This window comes from Paenibacillus sp. MY03 (assembly GCF_002165585.1).
GTDB classification, from domain to species: Bacteria; Bacillota; Bacilli; order Paenibacillales; family Paenibacillaceae; genus Pristimantibacillus; species Pristimantibacillus agaridevorans.
On sequence record NZ_MXQD01000006.1, the window covers coordinates 37,556 to 61,866 of the forward strand.

Annotated in this window: 28 protein-coding genes; all 28 read right to left on the minus strand. The window is 53.8% G+C overall.

Annotated elements, in window-relative coordinates; genetic code table 11:
• Positions 1-75 precede the first annotated feature (75 nt).
• Positions 76-1,167 carry a prephenate dehydrogenase gene (locus tag B1748_RS06025; protein WP_087566986.1) on the minus strand — a complete coding sequence of 364 codons (1,092 nt, stop codon included), beginning with the start codon at positions 1,165-1,167 and terminating at the stop codon, positions 76-78.
• A 10-nt stretch (positions 1,168-1,177) separates the two neighbouring features.
• The gene (hisC, locus tag B1748_RS06030) at positions 1,178-2,269 is read right to left on the minus strand and encodes a histidinol-phosphate transaminase (protein WP_087566987.1); all 1,092 of its coding nucleotides are present in this window, start codon (positions 2,267-2,269) and stop codon (positions 1,178-1,180) included.
• 183 nt (positions 2,270-2,452) lie between these two features.
• Positions 2,453-3,259, minus strand: a complete 807-nt coding sequence (gene trpA / locus B1748_RS06035; protein WP_087566988.1) for a tryptophan synthase subunit alpha — start codon at positions 3,257-3,259, stop codon at positions 2,453-2,455.
• Positions 3,246-4,451 (minus strand): tryptophan synthase subunit beta, encoded by a 1,206-nt coding sequence (gene trpB, locus B1748_RS06040; protein WP_179215428.1) that lies wholly within the window; start codon positions 4,449-4,451, stop codon positions 3,246-3,248. Before trpB ends, trpA begins: the two co-directional genes overlap by 14 nt.
• Positions 4,448-5,149 carry a phosphoribosylanthranilate isomerase gene (locus B1748_RS06045; RefSeq protein WP_087566990.1) on the minus strand — a complete coding sequence of 234 codons (702 nt, stop codon included), beginning with the start codon at positions 5,147-5,149 and terminating at the stop codon, positions 4,448-4,450. Before B1748_RS06045 ends, trpB begins: the two co-directional genes overlap by 4 nt.
• The gene (gene trpC, locus B1748_RS06050; RefSeq protein WP_087566991.1) at positions 5,146-5,943 is read right to left on the minus strand and encodes an indole-3-glycerol phosphate synthase TrpC; all 798 of its coding nucleotides are present in this window, start codon (positions 5,941-5,943) and stop codon (positions 5,146-5,148) included. Before trpC ends, B1748_RS06045 begins: the two co-directional genes overlap by 4 nt.
• The gene (gene trpD, locus B1748_RS06055) at positions 5,933-6,979 is read right to left on the minus strand and encodes an anthranilate phosphoribosyltransferase (protein WP_087566992.1); all 1,047 of its coding nucleotides are present in this window, start codon (positions 6,977-6,979) and stop codon (positions 5,933-5,935) included. Before trpD ends, trpC begins: the two co-directional genes overlap by 11 nt.
• A 1-nt stretch (position 6,980) precedes the next feature.
• On the minus strand, positions 6,981-8,564 hold the full coding sequence (gene trpE, locus B1748_RS06060) for an anthranilate synthase component I (protein WP_087566993.1): 1,584 nt from the start codon (positions 8,562-8,564) through the stop codon (positions 6,981-6,983).
• A gap of 372 nt (positions 8,565-8,936) precedes the next feature.
• Entirely contained in the window at positions 8,937-9,311 is a 375-nt protein-coding gene (gene aroH / locus B1748_RS06065; RefSeq protein WP_087566994.1) for a chorismate mutase, read from the minus strand.
• The gene (gene aroB / locus B1748_RS06070) at positions 9,308-10,411 is read right to left on the minus strand and encodes a 3-dehydroquinate synthase (RefSeq protein WP_087566995.1); all 1,104 of its coding nucleotides are present in this window, start codon (positions 10,409-10,411) and stop codon (positions 9,308-9,310) included. Before aroB ends, aroH begins: the two co-directional genes overlap by 4 nt.
• Positions 10,411-11,580, minus strand: a complete 1,170-nt coding sequence (gene aroC / locus B1748_RS06075) for a chorismate synthase (RefSeq protein WP_087566996.1) — start codon at positions 11,578-11,580, stop codon at positions 10,411-10,413. Before aroC ends, aroB begins: the two co-directional genes overlap by 1 nt.
• Before the next feature lie 280 nt (positions 11,581-11,860).
• Positions 11,861-12,022, minus strand: coding sequence for a hypothetical protein (locus tag B1748_RS36755; RefSeq protein ID WP_179215429.1), 162 nt, complete (start codon positions 12,020-12,022; stop codon positions 11,861-11,863).
• A gap of 71 nt (positions 12,023-12,093) precedes the next feature.
• The gene (locus B1748_RS06080) at positions 12,094-12,873 is read right to left on the minus strand and encodes a CheR family methyltransferase (protein ID WP_087566997.1); all 780 of its coding nucleotides are present in this window, start codon (positions 12,871-12,873) and stop codon (positions 12,094-12,096) included.
• Positions 12,874-12,903: 30 nt separating this feature from the next.
• Positions 12,904-13,347 (minus strand): nucleoside-diphosphate kinase, encoded by a 444-nt coding sequence (ndk, locus tag B1748_RS06085; RefSeq protein ID WP_087566998.1) that lies wholly within the window; start codon positions 13,345-13,347, stop codon positions 12,904-12,906.
• Between the two features lie 76 nt (positions 13,348-13,423).
• On the minus strand, positions 13,424-14,398 hold the full coding sequence (locus tag B1748_RS06090; protein WP_087566999.1) for a polyprenyl synthetase family protein: 975 nt from the start codon (positions 14,396-14,398) through the stop codon (positions 13,424-13,426).
• The gene (locus B1748_RS06095; protein WP_087567000.1) at positions 14,395-15,255 is read right to left on the minus strand and encodes a menaquinone biosynthesis protein; all 861 of its coding nucleotides are present in this window, start codon (positions 15,253-15,255) and stop codon (positions 14,395-14,397) included. The genes B1748_RS06090 and B1748_RS06095 overlap by 4 nt, the downstream gene beginning before the upstream one ends.
• On the minus strand, positions 15,218-15,892 hold the full coding sequence (locus B1748_RS06100; protein ID WP_256975549.1) for a UbiX family flavin prenyltransferase: 675 nt from the start codon (positions 15,890-15,892) through the stop codon (positions 15,218-15,220). Before B1748_RS06100 ends, B1748_RS06095 begins: the two co-directional genes overlap by 38 nt.
• Positions 15,892-16,761 carry a UbiA-like polyprenyltransferase gene (locus B1748_RS06105; protein WP_087567001.1) on the minus strand — a complete coding sequence of 290 codons (870 nt, stop codon included), beginning with the start codon at positions 16,759-16,761 and terminating at the stop codon, positions 15,892-15,894. The genes B1748_RS06100 and B1748_RS06105 overlap by 1 nt, the downstream gene beginning before the upstream one ends.
• 5 nt (positions 16,762-16,766) lie before the next feature.
• Positions 16,767-17,480, minus strand: coding sequence for a demethylmenaquinone methyltransferase (locus tag B1748_RS06110; protein WP_087567002.1), 714 nt, complete (start codon positions 17,478-17,480; stop codon positions 16,767-16,769).
• Positions 17,481-17,484: 4 nt separating this feature from the next.
• The gene (locus B1748_RS06115) at positions 17,485-18,354 is read right to left on the minus strand and encodes a heptaprenyl diphosphate synthase component 1 (RefSeq protein WP_087567003.1); all 870 of its coding nucleotides are present in this window, start codon (positions 18,352-18,354) and stop codon (positions 17,485-17,487) included.
• Positions 18,355-18,458: 104 nt separating this feature from the next.
• Positions 18,459-19,061, minus strand: a complete 603-nt coding sequence (locus B1748_RS06120; RefSeq protein ID WP_087567004.1) for a hypothetical protein — start codon at positions 19,059-19,061, stop codon at positions 18,459-18,461.
• Positions 19,062-19,285: 224 nt separating this feature from the next.
• On the minus strand, positions 19,286-19,510 hold the full coding sequence (mtrB, locus tag B1748_RS06125) for a trp RNA-binding attenuation protein MtrB (protein ID WP_087567005.1): 225 nt from the start codon (positions 19,508-19,510) through the stop codon (positions 19,286-19,288).
• A gap of 264 nt (positions 19,511-19,774) precedes the next feature.
• Complete coding sequence (locus tag B1748_RS06130) at positions 19,775-20,050, minus strand: HU family DNA-binding protein (protein ID WP_087567006.1); 276 nt, start codon at positions 20,048-20,050, stop codon at positions 19,775-19,777.
• A 267-nt stretch (positions 20,051-20,317) separates the two neighbouring features.
• Positions 20,318-21,796 (minus strand): stage IV sporulation protein A, encoded by a 1,479-nt coding sequence (gene spoIVA, locus B1748_RS06135; protein WP_087567007.1) that lies wholly within the window; start codon positions 21,794-21,796, stop codon positions 20,318-20,320.
• A 313-nt stretch (positions 21,797-22,109) separates the two neighbouring features.
• Entirely contained in the window at positions 22,110-22,904 is a 795-nt protein-coding gene (locus B1748_RS06140; RefSeq protein WP_087567008.1) for a hypothetical protein, read from the minus strand.
• Positions 22,891-23,238: a 2Fe-2S iron-sulfur cluster-binding protein gene (locus tag B1748_RS06145; RefSeq protein ID WP_087567009.1), complete on the minus strand. Its 348-nt coding sequence runs from the start codon at positions 23,236-23,238 to the stop codon at positions 22,891-22,893. The genes B1748_RS06140 and B1748_RS06145 overlap by 14 nt, the downstream gene beginning before the upstream one ends.
• Positions 23,190-23,834, minus strand: a complete 645-nt coding sequence (locus B1748_RS06150; RefSeq protein WP_087567010.1) for a nucleotidyltransferase family protein — start codon at positions 23,832-23,834, stop codon at positions 23,190-23,192. Before B1748_RS06150 ends, B1748_RS06145 begins: the two co-directional genes overlap by 49 nt.
• Positions 23,835-23,869: 35 nt before the next feature.
• Positions 23,870-24,166 carry a 2Fe-2S iron-sulfur cluster-binding protein gene (locus B1748_RS06155; RefSeq protein WP_087567011.1) on the minus strand — a complete coding sequence of 99 codons (297 nt, stop codon included), beginning with the start codon at positions 24,164-24,166 and terminating at the stop codon, positions 23,870-23,872.
• Positions 24,167-24,311: the final 145 nt, after the last annotated feature.

A 24,311-nucleotide genomic window follows, 5' to 3' on the forward strand; every position in this document is an offset into this window, starting at 1 on the left:
CATCTTATGGCATTTTGATTCATTTGATGTCATAAAAAATCCCCGGCCTTGCCCATAAGGGCAGGCCGGAAAACGTTATTGATGAACAGCGTAACCTGTTCGATCCAGCAGCGCGATGGCCCCGTCCAAATCATCCTGTGTCCTGAAGGACAGCCGGAGCACGCCGGGCACATCCTCCCTGCTCTCTATGATCTGAAGATTGCTGAGGTTAATCCGATTGTTTCCTAGCTCCGTCGCGATTCTTCCGATGATGCCAGGATGATCGGGAACGTCGACATAACAATCATATACGGAATGTATCATGCCCTTCCGACGCTCTGGCATTCGGCTGCGGAAGTCGCCGGCCGTACGGAACGATTGTTCGATGCCGGCGCCGTCCATCTCTTCCAGCATCTTCGCAAAACCTTCCATCTCCGACTTCCAGTCGCGGAGCAGCTTCAAGAGCACTTGCCGATTATCGATCAGAATGTCTCGCCACAGGGCTGGATCGCCGGAAGCTATCCGCGTAATATCGCGGAAGCCGCCGGCCGCAAGCGATTCATATAAGCCGTTGTGTTCATTATATCCTCGAACTTGATTGACAAGCGCTACGGCGATGATATGAGGAAGATGGCTGATAGCGCCCACAATATCATCATGGGACTCGGCATCCACCTTTACAATATTCGCTCTTGTGTGCGACAGCAGCTCCGTGAGCCGATCTACCGACTCTGGCGTCGCAGAATCGCTAGGCGTTAGTACGTAGAAGGCATTCTCCAGGAGATGGTACGAGGCAGCCTCTACGCCTGTTCGTTCTGAGCCGGCCATTGGATGGCCGCCGATGAACACGGCATTGCTTAACTTGAGGGTTTCCGCGTAAGTCGTCACAGAAGACTTCGTGCTGCCAACATCCGTAACGATGCATCCCTTTTTGAGATTGAACGTGTTGATCTGATCCAGATACTCCTGCATCATGCCGACCGGCACGCACAAGAAAATAAAGTCCGCAGCTTCTGCAGCCTCTTGCACAGAGGTCGTGCCTTCGTCTACAACGCCTCGCTGCAGATATTTTTCGACCGAAGCCGGACGATTGGAGAAGCCGATCACTTTTATGCCCGGCTTTCCCTTAAGGCATAACGCGATGGAGCCTCCGATAAGTCCGACGCCGAATATAGAAACAGTTATCATCCTGATTGGTCTACACCGTCACTTCCTGCAAGACTTGCCCCAGAGCCGAGATAAACTTCTCGTTCTCCGCCTGCGTACCTACGCTTACCCGGATATGGTTCGGGTAGTAGGTCCAGCGTGCTCTAACGATGATGCCGCGGCGCAGCAGCGCATCGAATACTTCCGATGAAGGACGTTTCACATCAACCATGATAAAGTTGCCAAATGCAGGAAAATGTACAAGTCCCATCTCGTCGAATTGCGCCTGCAAGTAGCGAATGCCTGCCAGGTTGTTCTCGCGGCAAGTTTGCAGGAAGCCGTCATCCTCGAGAGATGCCTTTGCTGCAGCTTGCGCGGCGCGGCTTGTATTAAACGGTTCGCGTACTTGATTAATAAAGCGAACGACGTCGGGATGGCCGACACCGTAGCCGATACGAAGCGACGCGAGACCGTATATTTTGGAGAAGGTACGCAGCACGAGAAGATTATGATGTTCATTTAGCAGCGACACGCCGTTGCTATACGATTCGTCATTTACAAATTCTCCGTATGCTTCGTCAAGCACGACCAATACATGCGTCGGCACCGACTTCAAGAAAGCGGACAGCTCTTCGTGGGAGACGATCGTCCCCGTCGGATTGTTGGGATTGCAGACCCACAACACTTTCGTGCGCGGCGTAACCTTCGCCAGCATCGCCGGCAAGTCATGACGGCCATCTCTGAGCGGCACTTCGACGATGCGCGCATTCTCTACCTCGGCATTATGTTTGTACTGAGAGAAAGTTTCGTCGGCCATTATCGTCTCGTCGCCCGGCGCCAGGAAGGCACGTGCGGTCATTAAAATAATATCGCTGGATCCCGCTCCGAAGATGATCTGATTCGGCTGTACGCCAAGTCTCTCGGCTAATACAGCCGTCAGCTCGACACTGGCTCCGTCTGGATATATATGCGTATTCGACACGCTCTCGATAATTGCCGCTTTGGCTTTCTCGGAGCAGCCATTCGGATTTTCATTGGAGGCAAGCTTGATCACTTCGCTTAAACCTAATTCTCTCTTCACGTCTTCAATCGGTTTCCCCGGTTGATACACGGGAAGATGGACGATATTGCTTTTGGGCTGCATTTCGTCATTCACCCCTTCAATTTGGATATCAGCTGTATAATTGCTAGTTTGTATTGTCTCATATCTCTTTATCGATTTAAAGAGGTTGTTCAAAAAGTAGTATGGTTAAAACAAAAAAATGGCGCTGCTCGGGAATTTCTTCCCGATTAGCGCCACGAGAGCATAAAACAAAATCTATTGCTGTCAGCCTTTCAGTGAAGCAACGAATTGACCGACCAGACGCAGCCCTTGCTCCCTTGTATCTGAGTTTTGCAGCAGCGGCAGCTGCTCCTCAATCTGCCTGACGATTGCGCTGCCAACCACAACGCCGTCGCAGATCCGCTCGAACCGCGAAACCTGCTCGCGGTTGGAAATACCGAACCCGATGCAGATCGGCTGATCGGTTGCTTCCCGGACCGTAGCAAGGAATTGTTCAATGCCGCTGTGGAAATCCGCGCGGACGCCCGTTACGCCCAACGAGGATACGCAATAGACGAAACCTCTCGCCTTGCTTGCAATCCGTTTCACGCGGTCCTGCGAAGTTGGCGCTACCAGCGGGATCAAATGGATATTCGCCCCTTCGGCCAGCTCGCGCACCTCTTGATCCTCTTCGATTGGCAGATCGGGAATAATAAGCCCGCTGATTCCTTTCGCGACGACAAGCTCGAAGAATGCATCCAGACCGTATTGAAGCACAGGATTAAAGTAAGTAAACAGAATGAGAGGTATTTGTACGCCGGCTTCGCGCGCGCGCTCTGCAATGCCGATACAATCCGCCAGCGTCACCGTTCCTTTAAGCGCCCGCTCGGATGCTCGTTGTATAACCGGACCGTCCGCAAGCGGATCGGAATACGGCACCCCAAGCTCGATCATGTCCGCTCCCGAACGCTCCATCTCCTTAATAAGCTCAAGCGTCGTATCCAGATCGGGATCCCCGACCGTAATGAAAGGCATAAGCGCCGATCGGCCCTCGCGCTTCAAGCTTGCAAATTTCGCATCAATGAGATTCATCGTCGTTGCCTCCCAAATATCCCATAATCGCTTCGACATCTTTGTCGCCGCGGCCCGATAAGCAGACCACGATTACTTTGTCCTTATCCAGCGTTGGAGCCAGCTTTAACGTCTGCGCGATGGCATGCGCCGATTCCAGCGCCGGAATGATGCCTTCCGTGCGAGACAGCAGCTGCAGCGCGTCCAGCGCTTCCGCATCCGTGATCGGCACATATTCGGCACGGCCCGAGTCCTTTAGATAAGCGTGCTCCGGTCCGATTCCGGGATAATCCAAGCCGGCGGAAATAGAATGAGCCGGAAGGACCTGGCCATGATCATCCTGCAGGACATAGCTTAAGGAGCCCTGGAATACGCCGTGGCGGCCCTTCGTCATGGTTGCGGCATGCTCATCTGTATCAACGCCGCGTCCCGCAGCCTCCACGCCGAGCAGACGAACGCCGTCGTCATTAACGAACGGATAGAAGATGCCCATGGCATTGCTTCCGCCGCCGACGGCAGCAACGACGTAATCCGGAAGACGGCCTTCGAGACCAAGGATCTGCTCGCGGGACTCGTCGCCAATAATCCGCTGGAAGTCGCGAACCATCATGGGATACGGATGCGGGCCTGTAGCCGAGCCTAAAATGTAGTACGTATCGTCGACATGGCTGACCCAGTAGCGCAGCGTCTCGTTGCAGGCATCCTTAAGCGTTTTTGTGCCGGAAGTGACCGGTACGACCTCGGAGCCCAGCAGATTCATCCGGAAAACGTTAAGCTGCTGGCGCTTCATATCCTCTTCGCCCATAAACACCTTGCATTCCAGTCCAAGCAGAGCCGCGATCGTAGCCGAAGCTACTCCGTGCTGGCCCGCGCCTGTTTCCGCGATGATTTTCGTTTTGCCCATTCGCTTGGCAAGAACGCCCTGGCCGATCGTGTTGTTGATTTTGTGGGCGCCCGTATGGTTCAAGTCCTCCCGCTTCAAATACACCTTGGCCCCGCCAAGCTGCTCGGTCAGCCGTTTTGCGTAATAAAGCGAAGTAGGGCGGCCGGAATAACGGTGCAGCAACTCGCGAACCTCGCGTTGAAATTCAGGGTCCTTGGAATAATGGGTATAAGCCTCTTCAAGCTCAAGCAGGGCGTTCATCAACGTCTCCGGCACATATCGGCCGCCGAACTTGCCGAATCTGCCGCTTGCATCTGGAATCTGTGTCATGATTCAATCACCTTTCTCACGAATGCTCTTATTTTGGTTATATCCTTCCGTCCATCGCTTTCTACGCCGCTCGAAACGTCAACGCCGCCCGGCGAATAGCCGCGGACGAGCTCTCCGACATTCTCTTCGCGCAAGCCGCCCGCCACGTACAAGGGCAGATCGAAACGCGCAGCCGCTTGTTTGTAGGCGTCGATGGCCTGCCAATCGAACGGCTGCCCGGTACCGCCTCCCGGTGCGTCGATCAGCACAGCATTAAGCAAGCCGCGGTATTCCTCCAGTTGGCTAACGGCGTATTCCCGCAACGAAGCGTGTTGTTCTCTTACCTGACCATCGCTTTTGCCAACGGAGAACACCCGCCAAATTCCGATGTCAGGATGTTTGTTCTTCAGCGCCCGGCAATAGTCCGGACTCTCGGAGCCATGCAGTTGGACGACTTGCAGAGGCGCTGCCGCCAGCAGTTCGTGCATCTCGGCAAGCGGCATATTGACAAATACGCCTACCGTTACCGGCGGCTTGCCTTCCGCAGCCCCAATACGTCCCGCAGCAGCAAGCAACGCAGGAGCCTCGCCGATTGACACTTGCCGCTTGCTTGGCGCAAATACAAAGCCCATCTCGTGGAAAGGAAGGCCGTCCATCGACTCGATGGTCGGCACATCCCTTAATCCGCATATTTTGATCCGTGTTGGAGAATCCGTCATCCCCGCACCGGCCCCATCAAATCCTCAACCGCGCCGCGCACGCTGCTCTGACGCATAAAATGTTCGCCGATCAATACGCCATGCGCTCCCACGGACTGGAGATAGGCCATATCAGTCGGGCCTGCAATGCCGCTTTCGCTAATGATCGTTACTCCGGCAGGCATCATGCCGATCAATCGCTCCGTTGTCCCAAGATCCGTTACGAATGTTTTAAGATTGCGGTTGTTAATGCCGATCAGTGTCGCTTTTTCCAGCGACAGAACCCGATCCAATTCCTCCTCGTCGTGGACCTCGACCAGCACATCCATTCCTAACGCCCGTGCCAGCTCGTAGAACTCCGACAATTGCTCCGTCGTCAAAATGGCTGCGATCAGCAAAATAGCATCCGCGCCGATGAGACGCGCCTCGTAAATTTGTCGATAGTCGATAATAAAATCCTTGCGCAGCAAAGGAACATTGACCGTTTGTTTGACAAGCGTCAAGAAATCGTTATGACCCTGAAAGTAATCGCGATCCGTCAAAACGGAGATGCAGTCGGTTCCTGCTTCTTCGTAAGCCCGTGCCAGACCGGCCGGCTCGAAGTCCTCCCGAATCAATCCCTTGGACGGCGATGCCTTTTTGACCTCGGCGATAAGTCCCATGCTTCTGCGGCGGCCATCGGGTCTAAGCGCTTGCTCAAAGCCGCGGCAAGCTTCCATTTCGGCAATACGTCTTTCAATATCGGATAACCAGAATCGGCCCGCCAGTTCTTCTACCTCGGCGCGTTTGGTTGTTACGATTCGCTCAAGAAACATGTGTCAACTCTCCTGTCGTTTGAATAAGCTCTTGCAGCTTGGCCTTCGCCCTGCCCTGGTCGATCACCGCTGCCGCAAGCTCCACGCCATCAGCAAGCGTAGAGGCAAGGCCGCCTACGTAGATGCAAGCTCCTGCATTGGCCAATACGATATCGCGATAAGCTCCGCGTTCATTCCCGTCGAAGATGGAACGAATAATGCCGGCGTTGACGGCTGGCTCTCCGCCCTTAACTTCGCCGATGGGATGACGGCGCAAGCCGAGTTCTTCGGGCGTAAGATCAAATGTCCTGACAACGCCGTCTCGCAGCTCCGATATTTGCGTTGGAGCGGAGATGCTGATCTCGTCCAGTCCATCGTGACTGCTGACGACCAGCGCTCGCGACAGACCTAGCTCTCCCAGCACTTCCGCAATCGTTTCGGTTCGGGTTCGATCGTACAAGCCCAACAACTGCCGATCCGCGCCTGCCGGATTCGTCAGCGGCCCCAGCATATTAAAGATCGTGCGAATGCCTAATTCGCGGCGCGGCGCGGCGGCATGCCGGAGCGACGGATGATACAGCTGGGCGAACATGAAGCAGATGCCGATATCATGCAGACACGCGGATGCCTGTTCGGGCGTCAAGCTGATCTGAACGCCGAGAGCCTCCAATACATCGGCGCTGCCGGTCTTGCCGGACATGGCCCGGTTGCCGTGCTTCGCCACGCGTATGCCGGCTGCCGCAGCAATAATCGAGGAAGCCGTCGAAATGTTGAATTTATGAATGCCGGAGCCTCCCGTACCGCATGTATCCAGCAGTTCGCCAGAGCCGGCTTGCACATGGTTGCCATGGCTGCGCATTGTTTCGGCGAAGCCTGTAATTTCGTCCTTCGTCTCGCCTTTCATGCGCAGGGCGGTAGCAATGGCGCCGATCTGGGCCGGCGTCGCTTCTCCCTGCATAATCGTTCCCATGACCTGCGAGGCTTCCGAACGCGTCAGATGCTGGTTTCCCACGACTTTGGCCAGCGCTTCCTGGATCGTAAAGACCTTAGTCTCCATCCTAACCCCGCCCCTCTCTCGATGCAATCTCGTAATCCGAATTCACGCGCGCGCCGGATTGCTCTTGCTTGGGTAATGGCTTAGGCGATTGGCCGAAGCTGGCTTCCGCTGCGCGAATGGCTTTAAGCATTCCTTTGGCTTTGTTGATGGTCTCCATATATTCACTCTCCGGAACGGAATCCCAAACGATGCCTGCTCCGCTCTGAACATATGCTTTGCCATGCTTGAAAATAATGGTGCGAATGGTAATGCAGGTGTCCATCGTGCCGCCAAAACCCAGATATCCGATCGCTCCGGCATAGGCGCCGCGGGCTTCGTTCTCAAGCTCAGCGATGATCTCCATGGCGCGCAGCTTGGGAGCGCCCGATACGGTGCCCGCCGGCAAGCAAGAGATAAAGGCATCAAAGAAGTCTTTGTCCGGATGCAGCTTGCCGGATACGTTGGACACGATGTGCATGACGTGGGAGTAACGTTCGATCTCCATAAAGGAATCGCAGCGGACGCTGCCGAACTCCGATACGCGCCCAATATCGTTGCGACCCAGATCCACCAGCATCAGATGCTCGGCTCTTTCCTTCTCGTCGGCAAGCAGCTCGGCCTCCAGCGCCAGATCCTCCTCCGGCGTAACTCCGCGAGGGCGCGTACCGGCAATAGGTCTTGTCTCCACGCGGCCGCCGGACACTTTCACCAGCGCTTCAGGCGAAGTGCCGACAATGACCTCATCGCCCATCTTTAAATAATACATATATGGAGACGGATTCATCGTACGAAGTACACGATACACATGCAGGGGATCGACATCCGTCTCGATGCTGAATCGCTGTGACAATACCACCTGGAAAATATCGCCGGCACGGATATATTCTTTCGCCTGCTCCACATTGCCGATGAATTGTTCCTTCGTCAGATTCGACTGAACGTCTCCCAGGTCGGGATCCAACGGGTATGCTGCGGCGGGGGCCATAAATCCGATGGCCGGCGGTTGCTGCAGCCTGGCAACCAGCGCGTCAAGCTTCTGGCTCGCCTGCTCGTATGCCGATGCGATCTCCTTATCCGTCGCTCCTTCCGGAATATGAACGTTGCCCACCATCTGCAGCTGTTGCTTCAAGTGATCGAATACGACGACCTGATCGCAGAACATGAACTGCATATCGTTCATCTGCAGATCGTCGACCGAATGCGGCGGCAGCTTCTCGTAATATTGAAGAAGATCGTAGCCGAAAAATCCGATCGCGCCGCCTGTGAACGGGGGAAGCTCGGGCAGCGACGGGCTGCGGAAGGAACGAAGTTTCGCCTTGAGCAGCTCGATCGGCTTCTCCTTAAGCACGGTGCTTCTGCCGTCGTGCTCCAGCACCATCTCGCCGTTCTTGCCGTACAGCTTTAGGAAGGGATCGGTTCCGATGAACGAGTATCGCGCCCATTTGGCCCCGCCCTCCACGCTCTCCAGCAGAAATGCGTGCTCCTCCTTCGCGAAATGCTGGAACAGGCGGATCGGCGTTTCTGTGTCCGCAAGTACATATCGAACGATGGGAATCAGATTGTAAGTACCGGCCAACTGGATCACTTTGTTCAATTCATTCGTCATGGCGATCGACCTCCGTCTATAATTAGCTGCTCTCGCAGAACTTTCTTATCATATAAAAAAGCTCCTGCCGGAAGCAGGAGCGCCTAATGTAATGATAACGAAGAGATCGGAAAGCCAGACCATATCCATACGATCAACATAAAAATCAACCATTGCCGTAGTTGCGCAATGAAAGCGACAGGCATACCATGCCCCTCCGGGCACCGGCTATGACCAGTGATCGTATATGATAATATGACTCTGCTAAGCTCTGCTAAGCTCTACTCTACTCGTCTCATCTAGGCTAACTAACTGCTTCTCAATACTCATCTATGGGTTCTAATATATAACATGTCGCGTAAGGCGTCAACCCGAAACTTCAGGCATTGGCCATTAGACTTTCGACTTGGCCAGATCCGGCCGCAGCGCTTGCGCACCGCCTAAGTAAACATGATGAATCTCCTTTTGGCTCTTCTCCGTGTTTACGAGCACCATGAGGCGTACGCAACGCTCCAGACTTCCCTTTACAGGCACTTCCAGAGCGCACATCAGCGGCACGAGCTCCCAACCCGGCAGTTGTCTCACGGCTTGAGCCGGAAACGAATCGTCCAGATCCTGCGTCACCGTAATGAGCACGCTGCATATATCGGCGGGATCAATGTCGTTGCTTGACATGATCTCGCGTACCATCGTCAGCGTCGCCTCCGAGATCAGACTCGCTTCATTTGCTTCTACCGTTACAGCCCCGCGTATTCCCCGAACGCTCATCGCTGCACCTCCAATTTCAATTCTTCCACGATTTCCCTTACCCAATCTACAGGTACGTCCGACTTGATTTCTACCTTGCCAATCGCCGTCGGCACGATAAATACCATCGTTCCTTCCGCGAACTTCTTGTCATGCATCATCGCTGACATGACGGCATCCGCGTCGAAGTGCCGAGGCAAAACGACGGGTAGTCCGCAACGTTCCAGCACTCGTTTCGTTACGGTATAGACCTCTTGCGGCGCGCCGTAACGAACGCCCAGCTTCGCGGACCCGATCATGCCGATCGAGATCGCTTCGCCGTGTTGCAGCTCGTTATACCCCGCAACAGCTTCCAGGGCATGACCAATCGTATGGCCGAGGTTAAGAATGGCCCGAAGGCTGTTCTCCTTCTCGTCCTGCGAGACGACATTTGCCTTGACGCCGCATCCTTTGTACAACGCATATCCCAATGCCTCGGGATCCAGGGAGAGCAGCTTAGCCGCATTGGCATCGCACCACGCCACAAACTCGGCGTCCCAAATGAGTCCATGCTTAACAACTTCCGACAATCCGCCGGCAACGTCACGGGGCGGCAATGATTGCAGCGTCTTTAAATCGTACAATACAAATTCCGGCTGATGGAATGCTCCGATAATGTTTTTTGCAAGCGGATGGTTTACCGCCACCTTGCCTCCGACGCTGCTGTCATGCGCCAGAATAGTCGTTGGGATTTGAACGAATTTGACGCCGCGCATATAGGAAGCGGCCACGTAACCGGCCAAATCACCGACAACTCCGCCTCCCAAAGCGACGATAGCCGACTTGCGGTCCAAACCGGCTTCCAGAGCCTTCGTGACCAGCCCTTCCAGCATCTGCAGCGACTTGGAGCTCTCGCCGGCAGGTACGACAGCCGAAGCAGCTTGAAAGCCGCCTGCGGATAAATTCTGAACCAGCGCATCCAAATAATGCGGAGCGACATGCTCGTCGGTAATGATCAGCAATGGAGACTTGGCGCTGATGCCATGCTTCGCGAAGTAGGACGACGCGTCATTTAATAGCCCTTCCCCAATGTAGATGGGGTAAGAGCGCTCACCGAGTTCTACCTTAAGCTCGCGCATCATTAATAGCTCTCCAATTGTTCTTGGTAGCTCTTAAGATTCGCGCGAATCTCCTCGATGGAATCGCCGCCGAATTTCTCCAGGAAAGCCTTCGCCACTTCCCAGGCCACTACATGTTCCATGACGACGCTGGCAGCCGGTACCGCACAGCTGTCCGAACGTTCGACCTGCGCCGTGAAAGGTTCCTTCGTATCGATATCTACGCTGCGAAGCGGCTTATACAACGTCGGGATCGGCTTCATGACGCCGCGCACGACGATCTGCTCGCCGTTGGTCATGCCGCCCTCGAAACCGCCGAGCCGGTTCGTCGCGCGATGATAACCCTTATCCGCTTCGTACATGATCTCGTCATGCACCTGCGAGCCGCGCAGCTTCGCCGCTTCGAAGCCGATGCCGATCTCGCAGCCCTTGAAAGCATTGATCGACATGACCGCGCCAGCGATTCTTCCATCCAGCTTGCGGTCCCATTGTACGTGACTGCCCAAGCCGATCGGCACGCCTTCGATAATACATTCCACGATGCCGCCGATGGAATCCCCTTCTGCCTTGATCTGATCAATATACGCCGTCATCTTGTCCTCCGTGTCCTTGTCCACGACGCGAACCGACGATTCTTCCGTCAATTTGATCAACTCATCGATAGGCAAATGGTTAGCCGGCGCCTCGATCTCGCCGATGCGGATAACTTGTCCTGCCACTTTGATGCCGAATTCCGCCAACAGCTGGCGTGCAATGGCGCCGACGCCGACGCGGGCGGCCGTTTCCCTTGCACTGGAGCGTTCCAGCACGTTGCGCAGATCCTTCAGATTATATTTGAGGCCGCCATTCAGGTCGGCATGACCTGGGCGCGGACGATGCACTCTGCGCTTTTCCTCGTCGCTGCCTTCGATCGGCTCGATATTCATGACTTTGGTCCAATGCTTCCAATCGTTGTTCTGGACAATGAGCGCTACGGGTGCGCCGGTCGTCTTGCCATGGCGAACGCCGCCGACGATCTCGGCCGTGTCCTTCTCGATCTGCATTCTCCGTCCGCGGCCATGACCTTTCTGACGACGCTGCAATTGGAAATTCAACTCTTCGAAATCAAGCTTCAGATTGCTTGGCAAACCCTCTATAATAGCGGTCAACTGGGGACCGTGGGTTTCTCCTGCTGTCAAATAACGTAAACTCAAGCTAAAGCTCCTCCTTCAGCGCTAGGCCCGACTGCGCCCGCTGTCTTCTCCCTTAACATCTTTGCTCATTATAGTACAGAGGTGTAGGTTTGACAAGAAATCACAGCCTATTCCATTGACGCGTCAAAGCGTCTGTGGATTAAATTACATTTTTGTACAATAGTGGTGATTATGTTCGGCGTTATTCGGACTTGCCTGCTATATGCGGAACATACAAAAACCGCCCTTCCACTTGAGAAAGAGCGGCTTCCGATTATATGGTTCGGACAACTGCCGTTATTCAGACAGAACGTCCCTCGAGTCGCGGCCTTTCGGGAGCAGGCAGGATCGACTCGTCTACCAGACGATTGATCTGCTTGCTGTCGACGCCGATTATTTGCGCGCATTCCTGTATCGTAATAATTCCGCGTCTATATGCGGCAATTACTATACGCTTGTCCATCCACGTTCACCCTCCAAGGAGATATCCTTATCACCTAGTATAGGAGAAGTTGGAAGCTCGTATACCCTCCGTTACGTGCGACGATAGAAAAAGGTATCCGCCGTCTCGAATCCGTACTGCGCAGGCGAGAAGATTTGCTCCGTGCTGCCCACGAACAGAATGCCGCCAGGCTTAAGCGATCCCGCGAATTTATGATATAACTGATGTTTGGCTTCTTCGGTAAAATAGATCATGACGTTGCGGCAAACGATGAGGTCGAAGCCGGATTCGAACTTGTCGTAAAGCAAATTGCCCTGTTTGAACGTAACAGCCTTCTTGAGCACTTCGGAGACCGCATATGCGCCTTCCGAAGTCTTGAAATATTTGTTCCTGCTGGTCTTCGGCACATCTCGAAGCGATCGTTCCAGATAAATGCCTTCCTGCGCCTTCTGCAACACGCCCATATCGAGATCCGTAGCAAGCAGCGTCGTCCGGTCAAGCAAACCCATCTCGGAAAGGATCATCGCGATCGTATAGGGCTCCTCGCCGGTAGAGCAAGCTGCGCTCCATATTCGCGGACGCAGGCTGGCTGACGCGATCTCCGGCAGAAAAACTTTTTGCAGCACTTCCCAGCGCTGCGGATTACGCCAGAATTCCGATACGTTGATCGTCATTCGGTCCAGAAATTCATTAAGCAAGGCCCGGTTGCCTTCAATGGCTGAATAATAGTCCCCGAAAGTGGCAAAGCCGTGCTTCATTCGAAGCGTCGTCAGCCGGCGTTTCATCTGAGCTTCCTTATACTGGGACAGATCAATAGCGGTTTTGCGCTTGATCTGGGATACAAATTGCGTGAAGTCTGGATCTTCGGACATGGGAGCCTCCCAATGATGTAAAGGTAATTATCAAATCCAGGCTTGAATATGGTGCTCGAAGCTTACGAGCTCCTCAGGCCGGAAGAAGTTGGCGATTTCCCGCGTCGCGCTTTCCGGGGAATCGGATCCATGAATCAGATTCAAGTTGGTATGTACCGAAAAATCCGATCGGATCGTGCCAGGCGCCGCATCGATTGCATTTGTTTTGCCAATCATGGCACGGGTCAGCGCAACAACATTATCGCCGCTCCATACCATGGCGAATACTGGACCGGAAGTAATAAATTCGAGAAGCGGTTCGTAAAACGGCTTGCCATGATGCTCCGCATAATGTATTTCCGCCAACTCGCGGGAAACGAGCATGAATTTGGCAGCGGTAAGCTGCAGTCCCTTTCTCTCAAAGCGCCCGACGATTTCACCTATCAAGCCGCGCTGCACGCCATCGGGTTTTATCATGAGAAACGTTTGTTCCATCTGCTACCATTCCTTTCTCCATCAAGCTCGTTTAATTGGTTGTTCAAACTCGGTTGTTCGAAATTGGTCGTTCGCTTTAATAATTGCGTTTCCCGACAAAATGCGCAATGTCGATTAAATTCTTTTTCGCCGTTATGTTCGGCAATCCTTCTAAAGCTTGTAAAGACTTTGCAATATATCGATTCGCCATGGCGTCGGCAAGATCGCCGCCTTTGCTTCCGCGGATAAGCTCGATGGCACGTCTGGCATCCCCTCTGCCCTCTCGCGAGCGGATCGAGGCGATCTCGCCAAGCAACGGCTCGCGAATGCGTTCGTCGCGCAACGCCAGTATAACGGGCAGCGTAATGTTGCCCTGTCTCATATCAGAGCCCGGCGGTTTGCCGATCTGCTTCTCTGTGCCGTATAGGTCAAGGAGATCATCGCGAATCTGAAACGCCATCCCGACGTTGTAGCCGAACCGGTAAAGCGCATTCGAGACTTGCCGCTCGGCTCCTGCCGCAATTGCCCCCAGCTCGCAGCTAATCGCAATTAGCAAGGCCGTCTTCCGCCTGATACGGAGCAGGTAATTGCGAATGGATTGATCCGTGTTGAAGAAGTCGCGGATCTGCTCCATCTCGCCGATGCACATCTCGACAAGCGCTTTGGACAGCACCTGGTGAATAATAGGGTTCGGCAGCCTCGTCGCAATGGAGAGCGCCTTCCCGTGTATGTAGTCACCGGTATACATCGCAATACGGTTATCCCACTTCGCCTTGACCGTGGGCTGCCCTCTGCGCGTCTCCGCATCATCGATGACATCGTCATGGACTAAAGAAGCCATATGGATCAGCTCAAGCGGCACGGCGATTTGTTTCATGACATCCAGCTTGTACTCGCCGAATTTGCCGGACAGCAACACGAATACGGGACGAATCCTTTTGCCGCCGGCTTTGAGCAGATGGGTCGAAGATTCCGACAGAAGGGCGTGGTCATCCGATACGCTGCGCTCCAGCTCCTGCTCGATCTGATTCAGATCGCCTTTCATCTTTGCATACAATTCTAATAGTTTCATTCATTCACCTTTTGGGGGATTTGATCTTCTAGAAAAGTTAAGCTGACTTCTCCCGGCAACAGACCAAGTTCAGTCGCGTATCGGAAGTACAACTGAAGCCCTCTCTGCAGCCTCTCGTCGAAATCGTAGCGCAATGCCTGGAAGTAGATACGCCAGTAGGACTCGTCCCCTCCTAGCTGCGCGCATGCCTTCTCAACCAAATGCCCGGGATTGGCCACATTCGCCTCTCTGGTCCGAAGCATCGCGCGGTATAACGCATACACCTCTTCGCCGGCGGCTTCTATCGCTTGCCGTCTCGCGGCAACAACTGCATAGGTCATGCCAAGACCTGTCCACTCATTCCACAATTGTCCTAGATCCAACACCTGCATGCCCTGACAGTTACGAGAAGCGCGAATGGCTGGATCTCCGATCAGAAGCGCCGCATCGGCCGTCTCCAGCATGGTGTCCAAATCCGGCTCCGCAGGCAAGTATTCGGGTTCGCAGCCGTATCTCATCGTCATAATGATGCGGAGCAAGTTAACGGATGTCGCCGAGGTCGTCGTAACGGCTATGCTTGTCGGCCGCTTCTCTTCGATCGGCTGCTTCAGGAACAGCAGGATGGAATGGACCCGGCCTACCGAGCCGACGGACAGCCCGGGCAATAATATATAGTCTTGGGCGTTCGCTCCATACGAATACGATGATATGGCGGATACATCCAGCTCGCCTTGTTGCAGCATATGGTTTAGAGCGGCAGGGACTCTCGAGACCAGCTCGTAAGACAAGTCTCTGCTCTGCTCAGTCAACCCGTCGAACAAAGGCCATGCGTTCGCGTAATCAATCCTCCCGACGGCGATCCGGCGTCCCTGTGTCATGGTGTTCATCTCCCCATCTTCTGTACAAATCATGATCGATGTCTATGTTGTCCAGTACCTTGCCGACGAGGAAATCAATCATCTCTTCCATCGATTGCGGCTTGTAATAAAAGGCCGGCATCGCCGGCACGATCGTAACGCCCAGCCGTGCCAACGTTAACATATTCTCCAAATGGATCGCATGCAGAGGCGTCTCCCGCGGCACAAGCAGCAGCTTGCGTCCTTCCTTAAGCATCACGTCTGCCGCGCGTGTCATAAGATCGTCCGAGATGCCATGCGCTATGGAGGACAGCGTTCCCATGGAGCATGGCATGATCAGCATGCCCTCCACCCGGAACGATCCGCTGGCGATCGCCGCGCCGATGTCGGCGTTAGGATAAAACACGAGCCGACCCTGGCTCAGCCACTCGCCGAACCGACGTTCCAATGCGGCAGTTCGCTTGCTGGCTTCCCAGCCCAACTCTTCCTTGAGCACCCGCCAGCCCGCTTCCGTAATGACCAGATGAACCTCGTACTCATTTGCCAGAAGCTCTTCGATTAATCGAATGCCGTAGATGGCGCCGCTGGCGCCGGTAATGCCAACTACCCAGCGCCGGCGCCGCATGGCAGCTTTGCTTGAACCTTTGCCCTTCTCCATTAGCCGAACACCACCAAATCGATAAAGGCAAATGCGAACAGCACAACGCTTAGCGTGCCGTTCATGCCAAAGAATGCTGTCTGTACGCGGGACAAGTCATGCGGTCGAACCATGTAATGCTGGTAGAATAACAGCGTTACGGACAAGAGCGCGCCAAACAGATAGAGCCAACTGAGCTGCGTGCTGACGAACAGCAGGATAAAGCCGATCGCAGTAACGACGTGGAGACCGCGGGCAATCCATAACGCGCCGGCAATGCCGAAGCGAGCCGGAATGGAATGAATCCCCTCTCCCCTATCGTATTCGAAATCTTGCGTTGCATAGATAATATCGAACCCGGCGATCCACAGCGCCACGGTGCCGTACAAGAGCCACGCCGATGCCGAGAACTCTCCCGTAACGGCTACCCAGCCCCCCAGCGGGGACAATGCGATGGTCAAGCCCAGCACAATATGGCACAACCAAGTAAAACGTTTGGTATAAGAATAGATAACAAGGAAAAAGACGGCGATTGGCATCAGCTTCATCGCGATTGGCTCCAGATTGTAAGCCGCGATAAACAACAATGCGAACGAGACGATAACGAACGCCACGACCTCAACCGACTTCAGCAGACCCGCCGGAATCGCGCGGTTGCTCGTGCGAGGATTTTTTTTGTCGATGGCGGCGTCGATGACCCGGTTCAGGCTCATCGCGGCGCTTCTTGCTCCGAACATAGCAAGCGTTACCCAGCCGATCTCGCTCCAGGACGGGAGGTGGCCGTTCAAGGCGACTGATCCCAAAATAGCCCCAAGGAACGCGAACGGCAACGCGAACACCGTATGCTCGAATTTAATCATTTCCAAAATTATGCGCAGTTTGCGAATCATGACCCCTAATCAGTTCCCTTCGTTCCGATATGCAGCGCGGCAACTCCGCCGAAGAACAAATCAACCTTTGTCTTCTTCAATCCGGCTTGCTCATAAAGCGCAGTCAGGCCCTTGGAATCCGGGAATTGCTTAAGAGATTGGGGAAGCCACTGATATTCTTTGTGTTTGCCGGCCAACAGCTTGCCGAAAAGCGGCATGATTTTCTCGAAATAAAGATAATAAATGCCTTTAAAAGGCTGCCAAGTCGGCTTCGACATCTCCAGACAAACGACCAGGCCGCCCGGTTTGACGACGCGACGCATCTCCTTGAGCACCTGCAAATAATCGGGCACATTCCGAAGGCCGAAGCCAATCGTCGCGTAGTCGAAGGAATTGTCGGGGAACGGGAGCTCCATCGCGTTGCCCTTAACAAGCTTGATCGTATCCTGCAATTGAAGTTTTTTGATCTTCTCGGCGCCGACATCCAGCATATTTTGGCTGAAATCAAGACCTACGATGTTGCCATGGCCGCTTGCGCCCGCCAGATCAATCGTCCAATCGCATGTACCGCAGCAAATATCAATCGCGCTTTGTCCGCGCTGCACGTTCATCTTCTTCATGGTGAACCTGCGCCAGGCTTTATGCCGGCGAAAGCTGATTACATCGTTCATGAAATCGTATTTCGGTGCGATCGTCTCGAACAAGGCGTGAACGTGACTTTTAGAAGAATTCGTATCCACGTGATCACCTCATCTCGTTAAGTGCCGGCATGTAACCGCCAGTGTTATTCGTAAGTCCGTTAGCGATTGCCGTCAACTCTCGTATCAGCTTGTCCGACTCCAGCCTGCCGATCGCTGTTTTCAGAGCGATCAGGCCGCTCCCCAGCTTCGCGGCAAGATGCTTGCGAACATCATATTTGTGTACAAGAGTAGCAATGTAATCCTGCTCATATACACCATCGGCAAGCCGATGACGTTCTTCCTCGTTGCCTACCTGGAGAAGATGCCAATACGCCCAGCTTCTGTCGAAGCGGTTGGCGTCTTCGCTGCGCTCCAGCTCTTCGATCGCTACCTCGCAGCGCGAGATGCCGCTTAGCAGCTCCGGCCATACTCGCGACAGAGAACCTTCAAGCAAGCTGGCGAAGTGGCCGAACAGCTCGCTTTTGAGCTGCACGGCGTAGCCAAAATAATCGTCGGCGCCAAGCCTCATGCCGCGCATGCGGGAATATAAATTGACCTTCAAGCGATTGACCTCGCAGACGGCATCGCTCAGCTTTGTAATCATCCCGATCTGACCTGCCTTCGCCAGAAGCTGATAGAACCTCGCGCTGAAGTAATCGCCCGCCAGTACCTTCAGCTGCCTGGAGCGCATCTCTTTCTCCGTTTTTCTGCGCGTGTCCGTATCGATCATGTCATGCGTGTCCATCCCCATCTGAACTAGGGATACGACCGTCGTGTACAGCTCGCTATGCTCGCGGCTGTCATTCTCTTCGTTCAGAACGGCATAAAGAAGCCGCAGCCGAGGCTCGGCGGGCGGCGGCAGATCCGTATGTGTTTGTATCATATCATAATTGATGTAGCTTGATGTTAGTTCAGAAATACGGTATTTCGCCATAGATCGAAGCCTCCGGACAAGTGTAGCAGAATTGCCGCTCAATAATCTCACGCTATTATAGCACAACTTGCACCAAAGATCACATTATGCGCGCATAGCGTCCATCAATTTGCAACATCCTCCGGCTCGCCTGCTTCGGCAGGTGTTGGCAGCGCATCGGCCGAAAAACCGCTGACGGGTCCGAAGCGCGTCTCCCATGCTCGCGTAAAGCTAAGTCTGAGCCGCTGACGCCATACTTCGTCGTGCACGGGATCGGCATACGCCATGGATTGCAGCTCGTCTTCCAGCCAAGCATCGCTCCTGCGCAAGTCAATTGCCGCAAGCAATGTCTTGCGTTCTTCCCCGCGTTCGGAAATCCTGACGAGGAGCCGTTCAATATTGGTTACTTCTCTGAACGCAAGCCCGGTCAGCTTCCCGATATCCGAAAACAGGGATTGCGGACGACTCTTCCCGGGAGACACAATCAGCTCCAGCGTCAGTACGTTCCCGTTCCATTCCGCATGTCCCAGCTTCTCCCTCAGGGGCACATCCGCCAAAATATCGACCAAATTTACATTCGTCAGTCTGTTGTTTTGTTCTGGGCGCATGACCGCCACTTCGCCTTTGGCGCGAGCTCCTTCTTCGAACCAGCCCATTACTACGGTCATCGCTAGCGTAATAAGCAGTGTCGCAAGGGCTGCCGTCAGCCATCCGTTCAACCTCTGCATCTTCATCCACCTTCCGGAGAGGATCTTCCTGTTCTACCCAGTCTGCACATGCAGGAAAGAGACCATACGCATATGCTTCTCCTCTCCATTGTACGAGCATGAAGGATGTAATATTCGACTCTGCGCGACGATCTCTGTTTCCAGGCAAAAAAAAGAACCGAGGCACTGTAGGCGCTGCGATTCTTCCAGTCTAACGTATTATGCTGCGGCGAGTCATCGCCGCCTTAGGAATCGGTTTCGACCGTGCCGTATTTGGTCATTACGGTCGCCTTTCCCCGGATCTTGATTGCCGAGGTATGATCGGTAAATTGGCAGATTAGCACTTCGTTGCGATCCAGCTTCTCCGTGTGGTGAAACTTCGTATCCTGGCCACGCGTCAGTCCGATGACCTGCACGCCTTGGTCCTTCGCCTTCACAACTATGTATTCCCCAACTGTCGGTTGCTCCATGATGATCTCCTCCGCCTTTCCCGTTATAGATGTAGTTCAAAAAGTCCGCTTTTGATCACGAAGTATGCCAGGAAGCTTACTCGACATCGAATATTGAATTCAGGCGAAACTTCCGGTGCTCACGTAGCTTCCACTACGCTCCGCTCCTCAGTTTCTACCTTCATCCAATCTTCTCGGTGCTGAAAACCGAACTTTTTGAACATGTACTTTTCAAATAAAAAAACGCTCAAACGATCCGTTCGAGCGTTCCGTATTGCTGAAACATTAATTGGATACAAGATCCTTGAGCGATTTGCCCGGTTTGAAAGCCGGCATTTTGCTGGCGGCAATATCGATCTCTTCGCCCGTTTGCGGGTTGCGGCCTTTACGAGCCTGGCGTTCGCGAACCTCAAAGTTACCGAAGCCGACGAGTTGCACCTTGTCACCGCTTTGGAGAGCATCGGAAATCGCTTCGAACACGGCGTCAACCGCTTTCGTCGCATCCTTTTTGGACAGGTCGGACAATTCTGCTACTTTAGCGATCAAATCTGTTTTATTCATCTCTTCACCTCCTTAGGTATATAAAAACTTCTTATCCCTCTTATTCACCGAAAACTTCAAATATATACCTTTTGACCGAACAAACCTATAGTAATACAGCGGAAACACAATTTCAAGTGGGTAAACCCGTTTAAAGCCTATTCCGAGACAATTCTCATCTTCCTCATCCAAAAAAGACGAAAATCATGGTTTTTTTATGCAAAAGAGAGCCCTCTTTCAAGCTTCAACAGCTTGAGAGAGAGCTCTGCTTACGTTCCCGTCGCGTGATTACAGGATGATGGCGATCAAGCCGCCCGAGCCTTCGTTAATAATGCGGCCCAGCGTTTCCTGCAGCTTGTAGCGGGCATTATCCGGCATAAGGGCGATTTTGCCCTGAATGCCTTCTCTGACGATGGAGTGCAGCGAACGGCCGAAAATATCGGACTCCCATATTTTGATCGGATCGTTCTCGAAGTCTTGCATCAAGTAGCGGACAAGCTCTTCGCTCTGCTTCTCCGTGCCGATGATCGGCGCGAACTCGGACTCTACGTCGACGCGGATCATATGGATCGAAGGCGCAGTCGCTTTGAGTCTCACCCCGAATCTCGACCCTTGGCGAATGAGCTCCGGCTCGTCGAGCGCCATCTCCGCCAGCGACGGCGCTGCGATGCCGTACCCCGTCGTTTTGACCATCTCCAGCGCTTCCGCAAAGCGGTCGTATTCCCGTTTCGCATGCGAGAAGTCCTGCATAAGCTGCAGCAGGTGATCCTTGCCGCGAATTTCGACGCCGACAACCTCCATGAGAATGCGGTCGTACAACTCATCCGGGGCATACAAATCGATCTCCGCGACCCCTTGGCCCATGTTCATGCCGCTGAGGCCGGCTCGCGCGATAAAGTCGTAATCCATGAACTGCGCGACAACGCGCTCCACGTCCCTCAGCCTGCGAATATCCTTTACCGTGTCCCTTACGGAATTCTCGTAGTTGCTGCGAAGCCAGTGATTGTCGTTGAGCACCATGACCCAGCTTGGCAGATTGACGTTCACTTCATGCACGGGGAACTCGTAGAGCACCTCGCGCAGGACGGCCATGCCTTCCTCTTCGCCCATCGTGGCCACGCTTAAAGCCATAACGGGAATGTCGTATTTGGCTTGCAGCTCGCTTCGAAGCTGCTGTGTCTCATCCGACTTTGGTCTTGTAGAGTTAATAATCAGCACGAAAGGCTTGCCGACCTCTTTTAACTCCTCAATAACGCGCTCCTCGGCGACGACGTAAGAGTTTCTCGGAATTTCCGCGATGGAACCGTCCGTTGTAACGACGACACCCAGCGTGGAATGTTCCTGAATGACCTTCCGCGTGCCGATCTCGGCAGCTTCCTGGAACGGGATCGGCTCCTCGAACCAAGGGGTTGTAATCATGCGAGGACCGTTCTCGTCCTCATATCCTTTTGCTCCTTCCACAGCATACCCGACGCAATCGACAAGCCTGACGTTTACGTCGAGCCCTTCTGCGACCTTGAGCTGCACGGCCTGATTCGGCACGAATTTTGGCTCTGTCGTCATGATCGTTTTGCCCGCGGCGCTTTGCGGCAGTTCGTCGACGGCCCGAATACGGTCCGATTCGTTCACGATGTTGGGAAGCACGACCGTCTCCATGAACCTCTTAATGAAGGTTGATTTGCCCGTCCGGACCGCGCCTACCACACCGAGGTAAATATCCCCGCCGGTACGTTCGGCTATGTCCTTGAAAATGTCTACTTTCTCCACTGAATATCCCCTCCCAATTGATTTTCCGGTTCGCCGCCTTCCACCGGACAAGAGGGCAGGCCAGCGACGCAACTCGTACATGCTTTCGGACTATTAACATCTTATGTTGGGACTGTCCAATTATGCCGTTTTCCTTCTACGAAATCTTTTTTCCCGTTGTTGCCTGCGCCAGCTTCCCTTCCAAATGCGAGAACATCCTATCCAAGATTGAAATATATGAACCATGTAAGAAAACTATGACGGAAGGCAGCGGCGGCATGCAAAAAAAATTCCCTCGCAGGCATAAGCCCGCAAGGGAATTGATGTAAAGCGGTTAAGGCTGAATAGCGACAGGCTCGCCTTCAACAAGCTTGTAAGCCGGCGATTTGACGGGAACATAATCCGAAGAATCCACAAGCAGCGTTCTCAAATCTATGTTTTCTTCGTAGGAAGCTTCGCCGTTCCTCTCCAAAAGCTGCATAATATCAATGCCGTAATCCGTAAATACGGTGCCGTCTTCATCCACGATCGCCCTCTGGGTTGTACCGGAGTACACGCTCGTAATGATCGGCTCCTTTTGCTTCAGCTTGCCGTAATCGATCTCATAGAACCCGGGATAGATAGAATCGCCCTTAGGCACGGCGGTATTCTCTTTTATGTACGCATTCACCCAGTTCTGAATGTCGTTGATTCGCTGCGACGTGACGATATCCATCAGCTTTACGCGCGGTTCCGTCTCTTCATCGAGAATCAGAAAATAATAATGTCCTCCGCCTTCGAACGAAGCGGCGGGAACGTCGCTTATGTATCCTTTTGCTTGCAGCTTGCCGAAGTCGATCAAATATTTTTCGTAGACGGGTACCGACTGGGAGCTGTTCTTGATAGGAAGCAGTTGCAGATCGTCATAATACTGATCAATGGCACCCTGCACGTTGCGAATGGCTTCTTTGGGCGCCACCTTCCCCTTCAAGCGCTCCTTGGGATACATACATCCGCTAAGAGACAGAGCGACAAGCACGGTCGCCAAACAAACGAACGCCGCGCGGATCCAAAGTTTGCCGCGCATCGCTTGCGCGGCTTTTGTTGCCGTATCCATCGTTAAATGCTCCTCCTTGCTACCATAGCTCATCTTCTAATTCCTTCTGTCTGGCCAATTGCCTTGCTACAGCAGCTTTAAGCGGATCAAGCGGCAGGTCGACCTCCACTCGGCCAGTTACCCTAGTCTGGCAGGACAGACGAATTCCTTTTTCGTCCAGCCCGGCCAGCTTGCGCCGCTCAACGTCGCCGATAGGCTGCAGCTCGCTGCCGGGTCGGACGGTTACCTTGCACATAAAGCATGCAGCCTTGCCGCCGCAACGGGTCGCGATAGCTATGCCGGCGCGCTTGGAAGCATCCAGCACGCTTGTTCCTCGCCTTACACGAACGGACTTGCCGCTGGGCCAGAAGACGACTTCAGCATCCATTGCTCTTCACCTGCTTCCGATTGACCTAACCAGCCATGTACCTCGCCGATCGCGTGCGGACTAAACGTGTTTCTGTCCTCGATCGCGGCCAATGCCCCTTGATGCCGGGTTGGGTTAGCGGCATAGGCTTCGGTAATCATCCTGACACGATCCGGCCGTCCTCTCAACGCGTTGAACCATAGCTCATGCGCTAGCGGAACGACTACGGCGGCAGGGAGACCTTCCTCCACCATTACGGGAAAACCATTAGGTATCAGTACTTGCCGCACTTCCGTCCAATAAGAGCATTGGAAGGCCGAGACACGAAATCCGCTGACCAATTCCACGCGTACGCCTTCCAGTTCATAATGACTGAGTGTGGATCGATAGATCGCCGTTTCGCTGTATGCCGCTTCGTCGACCGCGAACGGCCGCAACCGTTCATGGAGCTCCTGGCTGTCTTCTTCGTCGCAATACAGATCGAGGTCACGCGGTTTGGCGGGCAGCGACAGGCCTCTGAGCAACAGCCCCGCACTGCCCCCTACGACCCACTTTTCGTTTCCCGCAAGCCTGATAATGGCAGCCAGCGCCTTCTTGATTTCTGCCTTTTCCGTCATAGCTGCACATCCTTCGAACTAGTCAATTCTGTATGTCAGAAATACGTTTTGTTCATGGCCGCGATCCGGCCGGCTCCATCCTTTACAATGGCCTGGCAGCCCAAGCGGAATCCTTCCTCGAATTCCTCCGGCTCCAACCGGTCCCACTCTTCGTCGGTTACGTCTTCAAGATACTCCAATCCCTCCGTGACAAGGCAACGGCATCTTGCGCAAGTGCCCCGAGTACAAGAAAAACTGAAGTCAACGCCGTGTTTCATCGCGTGATCCAGCAACGACAGCCCGGATTCCGCTTCCACTTCTTTCGTTATCGTTCTACCCTTAAGTTCAATCATTACGTTACGCGTCCTTTCTCCCGCCAGCTCTTCATTCCTTATGTAGATGCTTCAAGTACAAGTTCAAAAAGTTCGGTTTTTAGCACCGAGAAGATGGGACGAAAGTAGAAACTGAGGAGCGGAGCGTAATGGAAGCTACGTGAGC